This window comes from Shigella sp. SIG6 (assembly GCF_053555815.1).
This window is the reverse complement of record NZ_JBQZXC010000073.1, coordinates 1-17,979: the sequence shown is the minus strand read 5'-3', so window position 1 is coordinate 17,979 and position 17,979 is coordinate 1. Positions and strand designations below refer to the sequence as shown.

The 17,979-nt window shown below is 47.8% G+C and carries 7 protein-coding genes and 6 pseudogenes; 12 read left to right on the top strand and 1 reads right to left on the bottom strand.

The window, feature by feature from the left end:
- Positions 1–32: 32 nt before the first annotated feature.
- From ACUU1M_RS12890 to ACUU1M_RS12835, 12 genes and pseudogenes are all read left to right on the top strand, one after another.
- A complete protein-coding gene (locus ACUU1M_RS12890; protein WP_152028962.1) occupies positions 33–1,718 on the top strand; it encodes an ABC transporter ATP-binding protein/permease in 1,686 nt (561 codons plus the stop codon).
- 37 nt (positions 1,719–1,755) lie between these two features.
- A pseudogene (locus tag ACUU1M_RS12885) lies at positions 1,756–4,128 on the top strand (TonB-dependent receptor plug domain-containing protein).
- A 56-nt stretch (positions 4,129–4,184) separates the two neighbouring features.
- Positions 4,185–6,968: a M16 family metallopeptidase gene (locus ACUU1M_RS12880; protein WP_193216413.1), complete on the top strand. Its 2,784-nt coding sequence runs from the start codon at positions 4,185–4,187 to the stop codon at positions 6,966–6,968.
- Between the two features lie 359 nt (positions 6,969–7,327).
- Positions 7,328–8,728 carry a glutamate decarboxylase gene (locus ACUU1M_RS12875; RefSeq protein WP_000358930.1) on the top strand — a complete coding sequence of 467 codons (1,401 nt, stop codon included), beginning with the start codon at positions 7,328–7,330 and terminating at the stop codon, positions 8,726–8,728.
- Between the two features lie 155 nt (positions 8,729–8,883).
- Complete coding sequence (gene gadC / locus ACUU1M_RS12870) at positions 8,884–10,419, top strand: acid resistance gamma-aminobutyrate antiporter GadC (protein WP_000246020.1); 1,536 nt, start codon at positions 8,884–8,886, stop codon at positions 10,417–10,419.
- 130 nt (positions 10,420–10,549) lie between these two features.
- Positions 10,550–11,869 (top strand): family 10 glycosylhydrolase, encoded by a 1,320-nt coding sequence (locus ACUU1M_RS12865; protein WP_000350395.1) that lies wholly within the window; start codon positions 10,550–10,552, stop codon positions 11,867–11,869.
- Between the two features lie 376 nt (positions 11,870–12,245).
- Positions 12,246–13,316 (top strand): annotated as a pseudogene (gene dosC, locus ACUU1M_RS12860) (diguanylate cyclase DosC); the annotation flags it as partial.
- Positions 13,316–13,933: pseudogene (locus ACUU1M_RS12855) on the top strand (EAL domain-containing protein); the annotation flags it as partial. The pseudogenes dosC and ACUU1M_RS12855, both read left to right, overlap by 1 nt.
- A gap of 257 nt (positions 13,934–14,190) precedes the next feature.
- Positions 14,191–14,523, top strand: a pseudogene (ddpX, locus tag ACUU1M_RS12850) (D-alanyl-D-alanine dipeptidase); the annotation flags it as partial.
- 13 nt (positions 14,524–14,536) lie between these two features.
- Positions 14,537–15,434: pseudogene (gene ddpC, locus ACUU1M_RS12845) on the top strand (D,D-dipeptide ABC transporter permease).
- Positions 15,431–16,417 carry an ABC transporter ATP-binding protein gene (locus tag ACUU1M_RS12840; RefSeq protein ID WP_000193536.1) on the top strand — a complete coding sequence of 329 codons (987 nt, stop codon included), beginning with the start codon at positions 15,431–15,433 and terminating at the stop codon, positions 16,415–16,417. Before ddpC ends, ACUU1M_RS12840 begins: the two are co-directional and overlap by 4 nt.
- Positions 16,410–17,336, top strand: a pseudogene (locus ACUU1M_RS12835) (oligopeptide/dipeptide ABC transporter ATP-binding protein). The gene ACUU1M_RS12840 and the pseudogene ACUU1M_RS12835 overlap by 8 nt, the downstream one beginning before the upstream one ends.
- A gap of 55 nt (positions 17,337–17,391) precedes the next feature.
- Here the strand turns inward: ACUU1M_RS12835 and osmC are convergent.
- Positions 17,392–17,823, bottom strand: a complete 432-nt coding sequence (osmC, locus tag ACUU1M_RS12830; RefSeq protein ID WP_000152305.1) for a peroxiredoxin OsmC — start codon at positions 17,821–17,823, stop codon at positions 17,392–17,394.
- Positions 17,824–17,979: the final 156 nt, after the last annotated feature.

The following is a 17,979-nucleotide window of genomic DNA, read 5'->3' as shown; positions in this document are numbered from 1 at the left end:
TAATCATTGGATGGCACAATCAATTTTCGCTAATGATAACCATTCCCATTACGTTTTGTATGTTGATAGCAAAGTATCTCTGTCTGCTGAAGCCCTTTTGGCTGCGTAAGAATAATAAAACTTCAGTGTTGTTAATCATTATTATCCTCGCAATGATCCTTGGCGTGGTTAAAATTCAGGTCTGGTTAAACGACTGGAATAATGATTTTTTCAATGCGCTAAGCCAGAAAGAAACCGATAAGCTTTGGCAGCTTGTTCTTTGGTTCCCTGCCCTGCTGGGGATCTTTGTATTAATATCCGTAAACAAAACATGGTTAATTAAACTACTGACTATTCGCTGGCGCGAATGGTTAACAGATTACTACCTTAATCGCTGGTTTGCAGATAAAAACTACTACTTCACGCAGATCTACGGCGAGCATAAAAATACAGATAACCCTGACCAACGTATCGCTGAAGACATTCTCTTACTGATCAGCAAAACGCTCAGTCTTTCATTTGGCTTCATCCAGTCACTTAGCATGCTGATCACCTTTACCGTTATTCTTTGGCAAAGCGCGGGTACGCTCTCATTCACTGTTGGTGGAACAGAATGGAGTATCCAGGGGTATATGGTCTATACCGTCGTGCTCATTGTGATCGGTGGAACTTTATTTACCCATAAGGTGGGTAAACGTATTCGTCCGCTTAATGTGGAAAAACAACGTAGCGAGGCGACATTTCGAACTAATCTTGTGCAGCATAATAAGCAGGCAGAACTGATTGCGCTAAGCAATGCTGAGTCTCTACAACGCCAGGAGTTGCGCGACAATTTTCATACCATTAAAGAGAACTGGCATCGTTTAATGAATCGTCAGCGGTGGCTTGATTACTGGCAAAATATTTATTCGCGCTCGCTTAGCGTTCTTCCCTACTTTCTGTTATTGCCGCAGTTTATTAGCGGGCAGATTAATCTGGGCGGACTGATGAAATCGCGCCAGGCATTTATGCTAGTATCGAACAATTTAAGCTGGTTTATTTATAAATATGACGAACTTGCTGAACTGGCTGCGGTTATCGATCGCTTGTATGAGTTCCATCAACTCACTGAACAGCGCCCTACGAATAAGCCTAAAAATTGCCAACATGCGGTACAAGTGGCTAATGCGAGTATTCGTACGCCTGATAATAAGATCATATTAGAGAACTTGAACTTTCATGTTTCGCCAGGCAAATGGCTATTACTGAAAGGCTACTCTGGTGCGGGAAAAACCACACTGCTTAAAACATTATCCCACTGCTGGCCGTGGTTTAAAGGTGATATTTCTTCTCCTGCTGACAGTGGGTATGTGTCACAAACACCGTTAATCAAAAGCGGCTTACTGAAAGAGATTATTTGTAAAGCACTTCCCCTGCCCGTAGACGATAAATCGTTGAGCGAAGTACTGCATCAGGTTGGTCTGGGGAAATTGGCTGCGCGTATTCATGACCACGATCGCTGGGGAGATATTCTTTCCAGCGGCGAAAAACAACGTATCGCCCTGGCACGATTAATTTTACGACGTCCGAAATGGATATTTCTTGACGAAACTACCTCTCATCTTGAGGAACAAGAGGCTATACGCTTACTGCGTTTAGTGCGTGAAAAACTACCCACAAGCGGCGTCATTATGGTTACACATCAACCCGGTGTCTGGAACCTGGCTGATGATATTTGTGACATTAGCACGGTTTTATAACAACAATAAAAGCCCTGCTGTACGGAGATATAAATAAATGAAGCGAGTTCTTATTCCTGGCGTCATTTTATGTGGCGCTGATGTGGCGCAGGCCGTCGATGACAAAAACATGTACATGCATTTTTTTGAAGAGATGACGGTCTATGCTCCTGTCCCTGTACCCGTAAACGGCAACACGCATTACACCAGTGAAAGCATCGAGCGTTTACCGACCGGGAATGGCAATATCAGCGATCTGCTGAGAACCAACCCTGCGGTACGCATGGATTCAACGCAAAGTACCTCGTTGAACCAGGGAGATATTCGCCCTGAGAAAATCTCTATTCACGGTGCGTCGCCCTACCAGAATGCCTATTTGATTGACGGTATTAGTGCAACTAATAACCTGAACCCAGCGAATGAGTCCGATGCCAGTAGTGCAACCAATATTAGCGGGATGTCACAGGGGTATTATCTTGATGTCAGCTTACTGGACAATGTGACGCTTTATGACAGTTTTGTGCCGGTTGAATTTGGTCGCTTCAATGGCGGGGTAATTGATGCAAAGATCAAACGCTTCAACGCTGATGATAGCAAGGTGAAATTGGGTTATCGCACTACGCGTTTGGACTGGTTAACATCGCATATCGATGAGAATAACAAGAGCGCATTTAATCAAGGTTCTTCAGGAAGTACCTATTTCTCTCCAGATTTTAAAAAGAACTTTTATACCTTGTCGTTTAATCAGGAGCTGGCTGATAACTTTGGCGTTACCGCCGGTTTATCGCGCCGCCAGTCTGATATCACCCGCGCGGATTATGTTTCGAATGACGGCATTGTCGCCGGTCGGGCACAGTATAAAAACGTTATCGATACTGCATTGAGCAAATTTACCTGGTTTGCCAGCGACCGCTTTACCCACGATTTAACCTTAAAATATACCGGCTCCAGCCGTGATTATAATACCAGCACCTTCCCGCAGTCTGATCGCGAAATGGGTAATAAATCCTATGGTCTGGCATGGGATATGGATACGCAACTCGCATGGGCCAAACTACGTACCACCGTTGGTTGGGATCATATTAGTGATTATACCCGTCACGATCATGACATCTGGTACACCGAACTTTCATGTACATATGGTGATATTACAGGGCGTTGTACCCGTGGCGGATTAGGACACATTTCCCAGGCTGTAGATAATTACACCTTCAAAACACGCCTGGACTGGCAAAAATTCGCCGTGGGTGATGTTTCGCATCAACCCTACTTCGGCGCGGAATACATCTATTCCGATGCATGGACTGAACGCCATAACCAGTCTGAATCCTATGTGATTAATGCTGCAGGAAAGAAAACGAACCATACCATTTACCATAAAGGTAAAGGCAGCCTGGGAATTGACAACTACACGCTGTATATGGCGGATCACATTAGCTGGCGGAATGTGTCGTTAATGCCCGGTGTGCGTTATGACTATGACAACTATCTGTCAAACCACAATATCTCCCCGCGCTTTATGACGGAATGGGATATTTTTGCTGATCAAACCTCAATGATTACCGCCGGTTATAACCGTTACTATGGCGGGAATATTCTTGATATGGGATTACGTGATATCCGCAATAGCTGGACGGAATCGGTATCAGGTAATAAAACCCTGACGCGTTATCAGAATTTGAAAACGCCTTATAACGATGAACTGGCAATGGGATTGCAGCAAAAAATCGATAAGAACGTTATTGCACGCGCAAACTATGTTTACCGTGAAGCGCATGATCAAATCAGCAAAAGCAGTCGTACCGACAGCGCGACTAAAACCACCATTACTGAATATAACAACGATGGCAAAACCAAAACGCATTCGTTTAACCTCAGTTTTGAACTGGCCGAACCCCTGCATATCCGCCAGGTAGATATTAACCCGCAAATTGTCTTTAGCTATATCAAGAGCAAGGGCAACTTGTCGTTAAACAATGGTTATGAGGAGAGCAATACCGGTGATAACCAGGTGGTTTATAACGGTAATCTGGTCTCTTACGATAGCGTTCCAGTGGCAGATTTTAATAACCCATTAAAGATCTCCTTAAACATGGATTTCACGCATCAACCGAGCGGGTTAGTGTGGGCGAATACGCTGGCCTGGCAAGAAGCGCGTAAAGCTCGCATTATCCTTGGTAAGACAAATGCGCAATACATCAGCGAATATTCAGATTACAAGCAGTATGTTGACGAAAAACTGGATAGCAGCCTGACCTGGGACACCCGCTTGTCCTAGACGCCACAATTTCTGAAACAACAAAACCTGACGATCAGTGCCGATATTCTCAATGTACTGGATAGCAAAACCGCTGTTGATACAACGAACACCGGTGTGGCGACCTACGCCAGTGGCCGTACTTTCTGGCTTGATGTCAGCATGAAATTTTAATAGTTCGGATTTTACTTAACCGGGTAAATTCGCCCGGTTTTCGCATGGAGATAATTATGAGAAACCTCTGTTTCTTACTGACGTTAGTGGCAACTCTGTTGCTCCCCGGGCGGCTGATTGCCGCCGCCTTACCGCAGGATGAAAAGTTAATTACCGGGCAACTGGACAATGGCTTGCGATATATGATTTATCCGCATACTCATCCAAAGGATCAGGTAAATTTATGGCTGCAAATTCATACCGGTTCATTGCAGGAAGAAGACAATGAGCGCGGCGTGGCTCATTTTGTAGAACATATGATGTTTAACGGCACAAAAACATGGCCGGGTAATAAAGTCATCGAAACATTTGAGTCAATGGGCCTGCGTTTTGGTCGCGATGTTAATGCCTATACCAGCTATGACGAAACGGTGTATCAGGTGAGTTTGCCGACTACGCAGAAACAAAATCTGCAACAAGTGATGGCAATCTTCAGTGAATGGAGTAATGCCGCAACCTTTGAAAAACTCGAAGTAGACGCTGAACGTGGCGTAATTACTGAGGAATGGCGTGCCCATCAGGATGCGAAATGGCGCACCTCTCAGGCGCGCCGCCCTTTCCTGCTGGCTAATACCCGTAATTTAGACCGTGAACCTATCGGCCTGATGGATACTGTCGCCACGGTCACACCGGCACAATTGCGCCAATTTTATCAACGCTGGTATCAACCAAATAATATGACCTTTATCGTGGTCGGCGATATCGACAGTAAAGAAGCGCTGGCGCTGATAAAGGATAATTTAAGTAAGCTTCCGGCTAACAAAGCAGCTGAAAATCGCGTCTGGCCGACAAAAGCCGAAAACCACCTGCGCTTTAATATCATTAATGATAAAGAAAACCGGGTGAACGGCATCGCACTCTATTATCGCCTGCCAATGGTACAAGTGAACGATGAGCAAAGCTTTGTTGAACAAGCTGAATGGAGCATGTTAGTTCAGCTGTTCAATCAACGTCTGCAGGAACGCATACAGTCGGGCGAGTTGAAGACTATTTCTGGCGGCACTGCGCGCAGCGTTAAAATTGCACCCGATTATCAGTCGCTGTTTTTCCGTGTAAATGCACGAGACGATAATATGCAGGATGCTGCGAATGCATTAATGGCAGAGTTGGCAACCATTGATCAGCATGGTTTTTCTGCTGAAGAACTCGATGATGTCAAATCTACCCGCCTCACCTGGCTGAAAAATGTGGTTGATCAGCAAGCTGAACGTGATTTACGTATGCTGACCAGTCGCCTGGCATCCAGCTCATTAAATAATACGCCGTTCTTGTCGCCGGAAGAGACATATCAACTTTCGAAACGTCTGTGGCAGCAAATTACCGTGCAAAGTCTGGCGGAAAAATGGCAGCAGTTAAGAAAGAACCAGGACGCATTTTGGGAGCAAATGGTAAACAATGAGCTTGCCGCCAAAAAAGCATTGTCTCCTGCGGCTATCCTGGCGCTGGAAAAAGAGTACGCCAACAAAAAGCTGGCGGCTTACATCTTCCCAGGCAGAAATTTATCGTTAACAGTAGACGCTGACCCACAGGCGGAAATTAGCAGCAAAGAAACGCTGGCTGAGAATCTGACATCATTAACACTTTCCAATGGTGCCAAGGTTATTCTGGCAAAATCCGCGGGTGAAGAGCAAAAGCTACAAATTATTGCCGTATCGAATAAAGGCGATTTAAGTTTCCCTGCGCAGCAAAAATCACTTATCGCGCTGGCAAATAAAGCAGTTAGCGGAAGCGGCGTTGGCGAACTCTCCTCTTCCAGCCTGAAACGCTGGAGTGCGGAAAACTCGGTAACCATGAGCAGTAAAGTCAGTGGCATGAATACGTTGCTCTCCGTTAGCGCGCGGACTAATAACCCTGAACCTGGTTTCCAGTTGATTAACCAGCGAATCACCCACAGCACGATTAACGACAATATTTGGGCATCGCTACAAAATGCTCAAATTCAGGCGTTGAAAACGCTCGACCAGCGTCCAGCGGAGAAATTCGCCCAGCTGATGTATGAGACGCGCTATGCTGATGACCGCACGAAATTACTGCAAGAAAATCAGATTGCACAGTTTACTGCCGCAGATGCGCTGGCTGCCGATCGCCAGTTGTTTTCATCTCCAGCGGATATCACGTTTGTCATTGTCGGTAATGTCGCAGAAGACAAACTCGTGGCGTTAATTACGCGTTACTTAGGCTCAATCAAACACTCTGATTCGCCATTAGCCGCAGGTAAACCATTAACTCGCGCGACGGACAACGCATCGGTTACTGTAAAAGAACAAAATGAACCTGTGGCACAGGTTTCACAGTGGAAGCGTTATGATTCCCGGACACCTGTTAATCTGGCGACGCGTATGGCGCTCGATGCTTTTAACGTCGCACTGGCAAAAGATCTACGCGTTAATATTCGTGAACAGGCATCTGGGGCATACAGCGTTTCTTCTCGCCTCTCGGTTGATCCTCAGGCTAAAGATATCAGTCATTTGCTGGCTTTTACTTGTCAACCAGAACGACATGATGAACTGTTAACGTTAGCGAATGAAGTGATGGTTAAGCGTTTGACTAAGGGGATCAGTGAGCAAGAACTGAACGAATACCAGCAAAACGTTCAGCGCAGCCTCGATATCCAACAGCGTAGCGTTCAACAATTAGCGAACACTATTATAAATAGTCTTATTCAATATGACGATCCTGCAGCATGGACTGAGCAGGAGCAATTGTTGAAACAAATGACGGTAGAGAATGTTAACACTGCCGTTAAACAATATCTTTCTCATCCGGTAAATACTTATACCGGAGTATTATTGCCAAAATAATAACAGCCCCGTCAACACATCGTTGGCGGGGATTTTAGCAATATTCGCCATTTTTATGTAATAATTTTATAAATGCGTTCAAAATAATAACCAAGTACTAATAGTGATATTTTAATGTCTGATTTTTACGTGATAATTCAGGAGGCACAGAAAACGCATAAAATAACAACATAAAACACCTTGCCACCACCCAAGAATTCTCTACTGCATTGTTTTTAATGAAAAAATATCATTCCAACAATATCTCACGATAAATAACATTAGGATTTTGTTATTTAAACACGAGTCCTTTGCACTTGCTTACTTTATCGATAAATCCTACTTTTTTAATGCGATCCAATCATTTTAAGGAGTTTAAAATGGATAAGAAGCAAGTAACGGATTTAAGGTCGGAACTACTCGATTCACGTTTTGGTGCGAAGTCTATTTCCACTATCGCAGAATCAAAACGTTTTCCGCTGCACGAAATGCGCGACGATGTCGCATTTCAGATTATCAATGATGAATTATATCTTGATGGCAACGCTCGTCAGAACCTGGCCACTTTCTGCCAGACCTGGGACGACGAAAACGTCCACAAGTTGATGGATTTATCCATTAACAAAAACTGGATCGACAAAGAAGAATATCCGCAATCCGCAGCCATCGACCTGCGTTGCGTAAACATGGTTGCCGATCTGTGGCATGCGCCTGCGCCGAAAAATGGTCAGGCCGTTGGCACCAACACCATTGGTTCTTCCGAGGCCTGTATGCTCGGCGGGATGGCGATGAAATGGCGTTGGCGCAAGCGTATGGAAGCTGCAGGCAAACCAACGGATAAACCAAACCTGGTGTGCGGTCCGGTGCAAATCTGCTGGCATAAATTCGCCCGCTACTGGGATGTGGAGCTGCGTGAGATCCCTATGCGCCCCGGTCAGTTGTTTATGGACCCGAAACGCATGATTGAAGCCTGCGACGAAAATACCATCGGCGTGGTGCCGACTTTCGGCGTGACCTACACCGGTAACTATGAGTTCCCGCAACCGCTGCACGATGCACTGGATAAATTCCAAGCCGACACCGGTATCGACATCGACATGCACATCGACGCCGCCAGCGGTGGCTTTCTGGCACCGTTCGTCGCCCCGGATATCGTCTGGGACTTCCGCCTGCCGCGTGTGAAATCGATCAGTGCTTCAGGCCATAAATTCGGTCTGGCTCCGCTGGGCTGCGGCTGGGTTATCTGGCGTGACGAAGAAGCGCTGCCGCAGGAACTGGTGTTCAACGTTGACTACCTCGGTGGTCAGATTGGTACTTTTGCCATCAACTTCTCCCGCCCGGCGGGTCAGGTGATTGCACAGTACTATGAATTCCTGCGCCTTGGTCGTGAAGGCTATACCAAAGTACAGAATGCTTCCTACCAGGTCGCTGCCTATCTGGCGGATGAGATCGCCAAACTGGGGCCGTATGAGTTCATCTGTACCGGTCGCCCGGACGAAGGCATCCCGGCGGTTTGCTTCAAACTGAAAGATGGTGAAGATCCGGGATACACCCTGTACGACCTCTCTGAACGTCTGCGTCTGCGCGGCTGGCAGGTTCCGGCCTTCACTCTCGGCGGTGAAGCCACCGACATCGTGGTGATGCGCATTATGTGTCGTCGCGGCTTCGAAATGGACTTTGCTGAACTGTTGCTGGAAGACTACAAAGCCTCCCTGAAATATCTCAGCGATCACCCGAAACTGCAGGGTATTGCCCAGCAGAACAGCTTTAAACATACCTGATAACGTTTAACGGTAACGGTGTCCCGAAACGAACCCGTTTCGGGATAATTTCCAAAGTCTGTTCACTGGCATTAGCAACGGAAAATATTGTTCTGAATACGCTTCAGAACAAAACAGGTGCGGTTCCGACAGGAATACCGTTTTAGGGGGATAATATGGCTACATCAGTACAGACAGGTAAAGCTAAGCAGCTCACATTACTCGGATTCTTTGCCATAACGGCATCGATGGTAATGGCTGTTTATGAATACCCTACCTTCGCAACATCGGGCTTTTCATTAGTCTTCTTCCTGCTATTAGGCGGGATTTTATGGTTTATTCCCGTGGGACTTTGTGCTGCGGAAATGGCCACCGTCGACGGCTGGGAAGAAGGTGGTGTCTTCGCCTGGGTATCAAATACTCTGGGTCCGAGATGGGGATTTGCAGCGATCTCATTTGGCTATCTGCAAATCGCCATTGGTTTTATTCCGATGCTCTATTTCGTGTTAGGGGCACTCTCCTACATCCTGAAATGGCCAGCGCTGAATGAAGACCCCATTACCAAAACTATTGCAGCACTCATCATTCTTTGGGCGCTGGCATTAACGCAGTTTGGTGGCACGAAATACACGGCGCGAATTGCTAAAGTTGGCTTCTTCGCCGGTATCCTGTTACCTGCATTTATTTTGATCGCATTAGCGGCTATTTACCTGCACTCCGGTGCCCCCGTTGCTATCGAAATGGATTCGAAGACCTTCTTCCCTGACTTCTCTAAAGTGGGCACACTGGTTGTATTTGTTGCCTTCATTTTGAGTTATATGGGCGTAGAAGCTTCCGCAACTCACGTCAATGAAATGAGCAACCCCGGGCGCGACTATCCACTGGCTATGTTACTGCTGATGGTGGCGGCAATCTGCTTAAGCTCTGTTGGCGGTTTGTCTATTGCGATGGTCATTCCGGGTAATGAAATCAACCTCTCCGCAGGGGTAATGCAAACCTTTACCGTTCTGATGTCCCATGTGGCACCGGAAATTGAGTGGACGGTTCGCGTGATCTCCGCACTGCTGTTGCTGGGTGTTCTGGCGGAAATCGCCTCCTGGATTGTTGGTCCTTCTCGCGGGATGTATGTCACAGCGCAGAAAAACCTGCTGCCAGCGGCATTCGCTAAAATGAACAAAAATGGCGTACCGGTAACGCTGGTCATTTCGCAGCTGGTGATTACTTCTATCGCGTTGATCATCCTCACCAATACCGGTGGCGGTAACAACATGTCCTTCCTGATCGCACTGGCGCTGACGGTGGTGATTTATCTGTGTGCTTATTTCATGCTGTTTATTGGCTACATTGTGTTGGTTCTTAAACATCCTGACTTAAAACGCACATTTAATATCCCTGGTGGTAAAGGGGTGAAACTGGTCGTGGCAATTGTCGGTCTGCTGACTTCAATTATGGCGTTTATTGTTTCCTTCCTGCCGCCGGATAACATCCAGGGTGATTCTACCGATATGTATGTTGAATTACTGGTTGTTAGTTTCCTGGTGGTACTTGCCCTGCCCTTTATTCTCTATGCTGTTCATGATCGTAAAGGCAAAGCGAATACCGGCGTCACTCTGGAGCCAATCAACAGTCAGAACGCACCAAAAAGTCACTTCTTCCTGCACCCGCGTGCACGTTCACCACACTATATTGTGATGAATGACAAGAAACACTAACCATGTCTGAATGGTTATAAGACAAGGGAGCGATAATTCATCGCTCCCTTTTTCGTGCTTGCTGTCGTATTGACTTAACCGGGATAAGTACGAGAATGAGCGCACATCTGTTTACCGGAAACCAGCACATATGGATATCTGCTCCCGAAACAAGAAATTAACGATTAGAAGACCAGCGATACTGGTTGCATTGGCACTTTTACTGTGTAGTTGTAAAAGCACGCCTCCAGAGTCCATGGTGACACCACCAGCAGGTTCAAAGCCACCAGCCACGACGCAACAATCGTCACAACCGATGCGTGGCATCTGGCTGGCCACGGTTTCTCGCCTCGACTGGCCACCGGTTTCCTCGGTTAACATTAGTAATCCCACCAGCCGAGCCCGTGTACAACAACAGGCGATGATCGACAAACTGGATCATCTCCAACGTCTCGGCATAAACACGGTCTTTTTCCAGGTCAAGCCGGACGGTACCGCCCTGTGGCCATCGAAAATTTTGCCGTGGTCCGATCTTATGACCGGTAAGATTGGTGAAAATCCGGGTTACGATCCGCTGCAATTCATGCTCGACGAAGCCCACAAGCGTGGGATGAAAGTACACGCCTGGTTTAACCCCTATCGCGTATCGGTTAATACGAAGCCCGGTACTATCAGGGAACTGAATAGCACTCTGTCTCAACAACCGGCGAGCGTCTATGTGCAACACCGTGACTGGATCAGAACGTCTGGCGATCGCTTTGTCCTCGACCCGGGCATCCCTGAGGTTCAGGACTGGATCACATCAATAGTCGCTGAAGTGGTTTCCCGCTATCCGGTAGATGGCGTGCAGTTTGACGACTATTTCTATACTGAATCACCGGGTTCACGGCTAAATGATAACGAAACGTACCGTAAATACGGAGGCGCATTTGCGTCAAAAGCAGACTGGCGGCGCAACAATACTCAGCAGTTAATTGCAAAGGTATCACACACCATTAAAAGCATTAAGCCGGGAGTCGAATTTGGCGTTAGCCCGGCAGGCGTGTGGCGTAACCGATCACACGATCCGCTCGGTTCCGATACCCGAGGCGCGGCAGCCTATGACGAATCCTACGCTGACACCCGTCGATGGGTGGAACAAGGATTGCTGGATTACATTGCTCCCCAAATTTACTGGCCGTTCTCACGGAGTGCCGCGCGTTATGACGTGTTGGCAAAATGGTGGGCGGATGTCGTTAAACCGACCAGGACCCGCCTGTATATCGGTATCGCCTTCTATAAAGTGGGTGAACCTTCAAAGATAGAGCCAGACTGGATGATTAACGGCGGCGTACCGGAACTGAAAAAGCAGCTCGATCTTAACGATGCGGTACCAGAAATTAGCGGCACCATCTTGTTCCGTGAGGACTATCTGAATAAACCGCAGACTCAACAAGCGGTCAGCTATCTGCAAAGTCGTTGGGGCAGTTAAACTACCATGCTTACTTTGTAACAAGCCGGTGCTTTACCCACCGGCTTGTTACACCTTGTGAAATATCCCACTAGTAATCATGCTTACATAAGTCAAATTAACCACGCAATTAACCACACTTAGTTAAACAGCTATAAATCCCTAATAAAAATGTATGAATATGAAAAACCATACGATATTCGCTGTCACCGAAAAATAATTACGATGGGCTATACTCTTCTGAAGAACAGTAGCGTAGATTGAAACTGTCTTAAGTCGCTTATTTCTTTTCAGTATATCTTCATATTTCAGGAGAATATGGTGCAGTTAGTCGATCTCGCACGTTGCGTTTCGTTTTGATTCCGTCTGATTTCCCAGCCTTATAAGGGTGTGAATTATGGAGATGTATTTTAAAAGAATGAAAGATGAGTGGACCGGACTTGTCGAACAGGCAGATCCTCTCATTCGTGCTAAAGCCGCAGAAATTGCCCTTGCGCATGCTCATTATCTGAGTATCGAGTTTTATCGAATTGTCCGCATCGACCCGCATGCCGAAGAATTCTTGAGTAATGAACAAGTTGAGCGGCAGTTGAAAAGTGCGATGGAACGCTGGATTATTAACGTGCTTTCTGCCCAGGTTGACGATGTCGAAAGGCTAATACAAATCCAGCATACCGTCGCGGAAGTGCATGCCCGCATAGGAATTCCGGTAGAAATTGTCGAGATGGGGTTTCGGGTGCTGAAAAAAATCCTCTATCCGGTAATCTTCTCTTCGGATTATTCCGCCGCAGAAAAACTTCAGGTCTACCATTTCTCGATTAACAGTATTGATATCGCGATGGAAGTGATGACCCGCGCGTTTACCTTTAGTGACAGTAGTGCCTCAAAGGAAGATGAAAACTATCGTATCTTCTCGTTACTGGAAAACGCCGAAGAAGAAAAAGAACGGCAAATAGCCTCAATACTTTCATGGGAAATAGATATTATCTATAAAGTCCTGCTGGATTCTGATTTAGGCAGCAGTTTGCCTTTAAGCCAGGCTGATTTTGGCCTGTGGTTTAACCATAAAGGTCGACATTATTTTAGCGGCATTGCCGAAGTGGGCCATATCTCCCGTCTGATTCAGGATTTCGACGGTATTTTCAATCAAACCATGCGTAACACCAGGATTTTGAATAACAGAAGTTTGCGGGTGAAATTTCTATTACAGATAAGAAATACCGTATCGCAGATTATTACCTTGCTGCGTGAATTGTTTGAAGAAGTATCGCGCCACGAAGTCGGTATGGATGTACTGACGAAATTACTTAACCGCCGTTTCCTGCCGACTATCTTCAAACGCGAAATTGCCCATGCCAACCGGACCGGTACACCGCTGTCAGTGCTGATTATTGACGTTGATAAATTCAAAGAGATCAACGATACGTGGGGCCATAACACTGGCGATGAAATTCTGCGTAAAGTCTCATTCCTCTCGCAGAAGAGATTGGTGAAATCGAAAATATTGGGCGCTGGGTCATCGCGGAAGCTTGCCGTCAGTTAGCAGAATGGCGTAGCCAGAATATTCATATCCCGGCGTTATCCGTGAACTTGTCGGCGCTGCACTTTCGCAGTAATCAGCTGCCTAATCAGGTGTCTGATGCAATGCAAGCCTGGGGTATTGACGGCCACCAGCTGACGGTGGAAATCACGGAAAGCATGATGATGGAACACGATACCGAAATCTTTAAGCGCATTCAGATCCTGCGTGATATGGGCGTGGGTTTATCGGTAGATGATTTTGGCACGGGCTTTTCCGGATTATCCCGCTTAGTCAGTCTTCCGGTAACGGAAATCAAAATTGACAAAAGCTTTGTCGATCGTTGTCTGACGGAAAAACGCATCCTGGCCTTACTTGAAGCCATTACCAGCATTGGGCAAAGCCTCAATTTAACCGTCGTGGCGGAAGGGGTCGAAACCAAAGAGCAATTTGAGATGCTACGTAAGATCCACTGTCGCGTTATTCAGGGATATTTCTTTTCCCGCCCCCTTCCCGCCGAAGAAATTCCAGGCTGGATGAGCAGCGTGTTACCGCTGAAAATCTGACAAATTCCTCTCGCCCGCACTCGCGGGTTTTCCTTTAAGGTGACACTGTCACTTAAATACTGTGATTTCAGCTACGATTCCGGGAGATTCCTTCCTTAACTTTCCCTCTTGTACCAAAACTGCACTACGCTGCACAAATGTTGATCAAAAGTTAAAAAATATAACTTTAAGCCAGCATTCTGGCGCTTATCCCGGCATGGCATGAGATCTGCATAAGCGGAAAGCGCAGCAATTTTTGTCTTATACAGGAACCGTTTATGTCGGATACCACCGAACTGGTTGATTTAGCCGTGATCTTCCCTGATCTGGAGATCGAATTGAAATATGCCTGCGTTGATAACATCACAGGTAAAGCTATTTATCAGCAAGCGCGTTGTCTGCTACATAAAGATGCGATTACCGCGCTGGCGAAAAGTATCAGTATCGCCCAGCTGTCAGGCTTACAACTGGTGATTTACGATGCGTATCGCCCACAACAAGCACAGGCGATGTTGTGGCAAGCCTGCCCAGACCCGCAATATGTTGTTGATGTGACGGTCGGTTCTAATCACAGCCGTGGCACGGCGCTCGACCTGACGCTTCGTGATGACGTGGAGGTGGTGAATGATGCTAAGCGAGGAAACGTCCGCCGTACGCCCACAAAAACAAACGCGATTTAACGGTGCAAAACTGGTATGGATGCTGAAAGGCAGTCCGCTCACCGTGACCGGCGCAGTCATCATTGTATTAATGCTACTGATGATGATTTTTTCACCGTGGCTGGCGACGCATGATCCCAACGCCATTGATTTAACCGCCCGCCTTTTGCCGCCTTCTGCGGCGCACTGGTTTGGCACCGATGAAGTGGGACGCGATCTGTTTAGCCGCGTACTGGTCGGCAGTCAGCAATCAATTCTCGCCGGATTAGTGGTGGTCGCCATTGCGGGTATGATTGGTTCGCTACTCGGATGTCTATCCGGTGTGCTTGGCGGACGCGCAGACGCCATCATCATGCGCATCATGGAACATTATGCTGTCGATTCCTTCGTTGGTACTGACAATGGCACTGGCTGCCGCTCTCGGGCCGAGTTTATTTAACGCCATGCTGGCGATTGCTATTGTGCGAATTCCCTTTTATGTGCGCCTGGCGCGGGGGCAAGCATTAGTTGTACGCCAGTATACCTATGTTCAGGCGGCGAAAACCTTTGGCGCGTCTCGTTGGCATCTGATCAACTGGCATATTTTACGTAACTCCCTACCGCCGCTGATCGTGCAGGCATCGCTGGATATCGGTAGCGCGATTTTAATGGCCGCCACGTTGGGATTTATTGGCCTAGGTGCTCAACAACCGAGTGCTGAATGGGGCGCGATGGTAGCGAATGGTCGCAACTATGTACTCGATCAGTGGTGGTATTGCGCATTTCCGGGGGCAGCGATTTTGCTTACCGCCGTCGGGTTTAATCTCTTTGGTGATGGTATTCGCGATCTGCTTGACCCGAAAGCAGGAGGAAAGCAGTCATGACCCAACCCGTTCTGGACATTCAACAGCTGCATTTAAGTTTCCCCGGTTTTAACGGTGATGTTCACGCGCTCAACAATGTGTCCTTGCAGATTAACCGCGGCGAAATTGTCGGTCTGGTGGGAGAATCCGGCTCAGGTAAATCAGTCACCGCAATGCTGATTATGCGTCTGCTACCGACGGGCAGTTATTGCGTACATCGGGGGCAGATTTCACTGCTGGGAGAAGATGTTCTTAACGCTCGGGAAAAACAGCTTCGTCAGTGGCGCGGCGCACGAGTGGCGATGATCTTTCAGGAACCGATGACCGCCCTTAATCCGACACGTCGAATAGGTCTTCAGATGATGGACGTAATCCGCCATCATCAACCAATAAGTCGTCGGGAAGCCAGAGCTAAAGCGATTGCCCTGCTGGAAGAGATGCAAATCCCGGATGCCGTGGAAGTTATGTCGCGCTATCCGTTTGAGCTTTCAGGTGGTATGCGCCAGCGGGTAATGATTGCGCTGGCATTCTCCTGCGAGCCGCAATTGATTATTGCCGACGAACCGACGACGGCGCTGGACGTCACAGTACAGTTGCAGGTACTGCGTTTGCTTAAACATAAAGCACGCGCCAGTGGAACTGCGGTACTGTTCATCAGCCATGATATGGCCGTGGTGTCGCAACTGTGCGATAGCGTTTACGTGATGTATGCCGGAAGCGTAATTGAAAGCGGCGGGACGGCAGACGTTATCCATCATCCCCGGCATCCGTATACCATTGGTTTGCTGCAATGCGCACCAGAACATGGAGTACCACGCCAGCCATTACCCGCCATTCCAGGGACGGTACCAAACCTCACCCATTTGCCTGACGGCTGCGCTTTTCGCGATCGTTGCTATGCGGCAGGTGCACAGTGTGAAAACGTCCCGGCGCTGACAGCGTGTGGTGACAACAACCAGCACTGCGCCTGTTGGTATCCGCAGCAGGAGGTCATAAGTGTCTGACACGTTATTAACGTTACGCGACGTCCATATCAATTTTCCGGCCCGTAAAAACTGGCTTGGTAAATCTACGGAACATGTTCATGCCATTAATGGTATTGATTTACAGATCCGCCGTGGTGAAACCTTAGGGATCGTCGGCGAGTCAGGCTGCGGCAAAAGCACCCTCGCACAGCTTTTAATGGGCATGCTGCAACCGAGCCACGGGCAGTACATCCGTTCAGGCTCACAACGCATTATGCAGATGGTGTTTCAGGACCCGCTCTCTTCGCTTAATCCGCGCTTACCGGTGTGGCGCATCATCACAGAACCGCTCTGGATAGCTAAGCGTAGTAGTGAACAACAGCGGCGAGCGTTGGCAGAGGAGTTGGCTGTGCAGGTGGGTATTCGTCCGGAGTATCTCGACCGCCTGCCTCATGCGTTCTCCGGCGGGCAGCGGCAACGCATCGCCATTGCCAGAGCACTCTCTTCGCAGCCTGACGTGATTGTGCTTGATGAGCCAACCTCGGCGCTGGATATCTCCGTGCAGGCGCAGATCCTCAATTTACTGGTAACGCTACAGGAAAATCACGGGCTGACTTATGTGCTGATTTCACACAATGTCTCGGTGATACGTCATATGAGCGATCGGGTGGCGGTGATGTATCTCGGGCAGATTGTAGAACTGGGCGACGCGCAACAGGTGTTGACTGCTTCGGCACATCCATACACCCGATTATTGCTGGATTCCCTCCCCGCCATTGATAAACCGCTGGAGGAAGAATGAGCATTACGTAAAACGGATCTGCCGGGAAACCGCACGTTGCCGCAAGGCTGTTTTTTCTACGAACGTTGCCCTCTGGCAACCCACGGATGTGAAGTCCGGCAATCATTAGCAATAAGGGAGGACGGACGTGAGCTCCGGTGCTGGCGAGCGCTGTAGAGATGCTAACAACGCATCAGGCATTCACGCGCCTGACGCGTCATCCGGCAATGCTTTACGATTTCAACTGGTAATCCAGCGTAATTTCCGCTTTCAGTACCTGAGAGACCGGGCATCCTGCTTTTGCTTTCTGGATGATGCCGTCAAAGGTAGAGGCATCAATACCCGGCACCGCAACTTCACTCTTCAGTGCGATTTTCGTAATCGCAAAACCGGCATCCACTTTATCCAGCGACACATCGGCGGTGGTATCAATTGATGTTGGCGTGAATCCCGCTTCCCCCAGCATTAATGAAAGCGCCATTGAGAAACATGCGGCATGCGCTGCGCCAATCAGTTCTTCAGGGTTGGTTCCTTTTTCGCCTTCAAAACGCGTGTTAAATCCATACGGCTGTTGGTTCAGCACGCCGCTCTCGGTGGATACTGTTCCCTTCCCGCGTTTGATATCGCCTTCCCAGTGTGCCTGACCTTTCTTATGGATTGTCATTGTTGCTCTCCTGTGGGCTTAAAAAGGAAATTATAGACTACGTGAGAAACAGCACGAGGATAAGCAGGATATTCCGAATAAAATACGGCGAAAATATTACTTCTGCACTTAAATTAAATTCCCACAATAGATAACCGGGAATATATATCTCAAGAG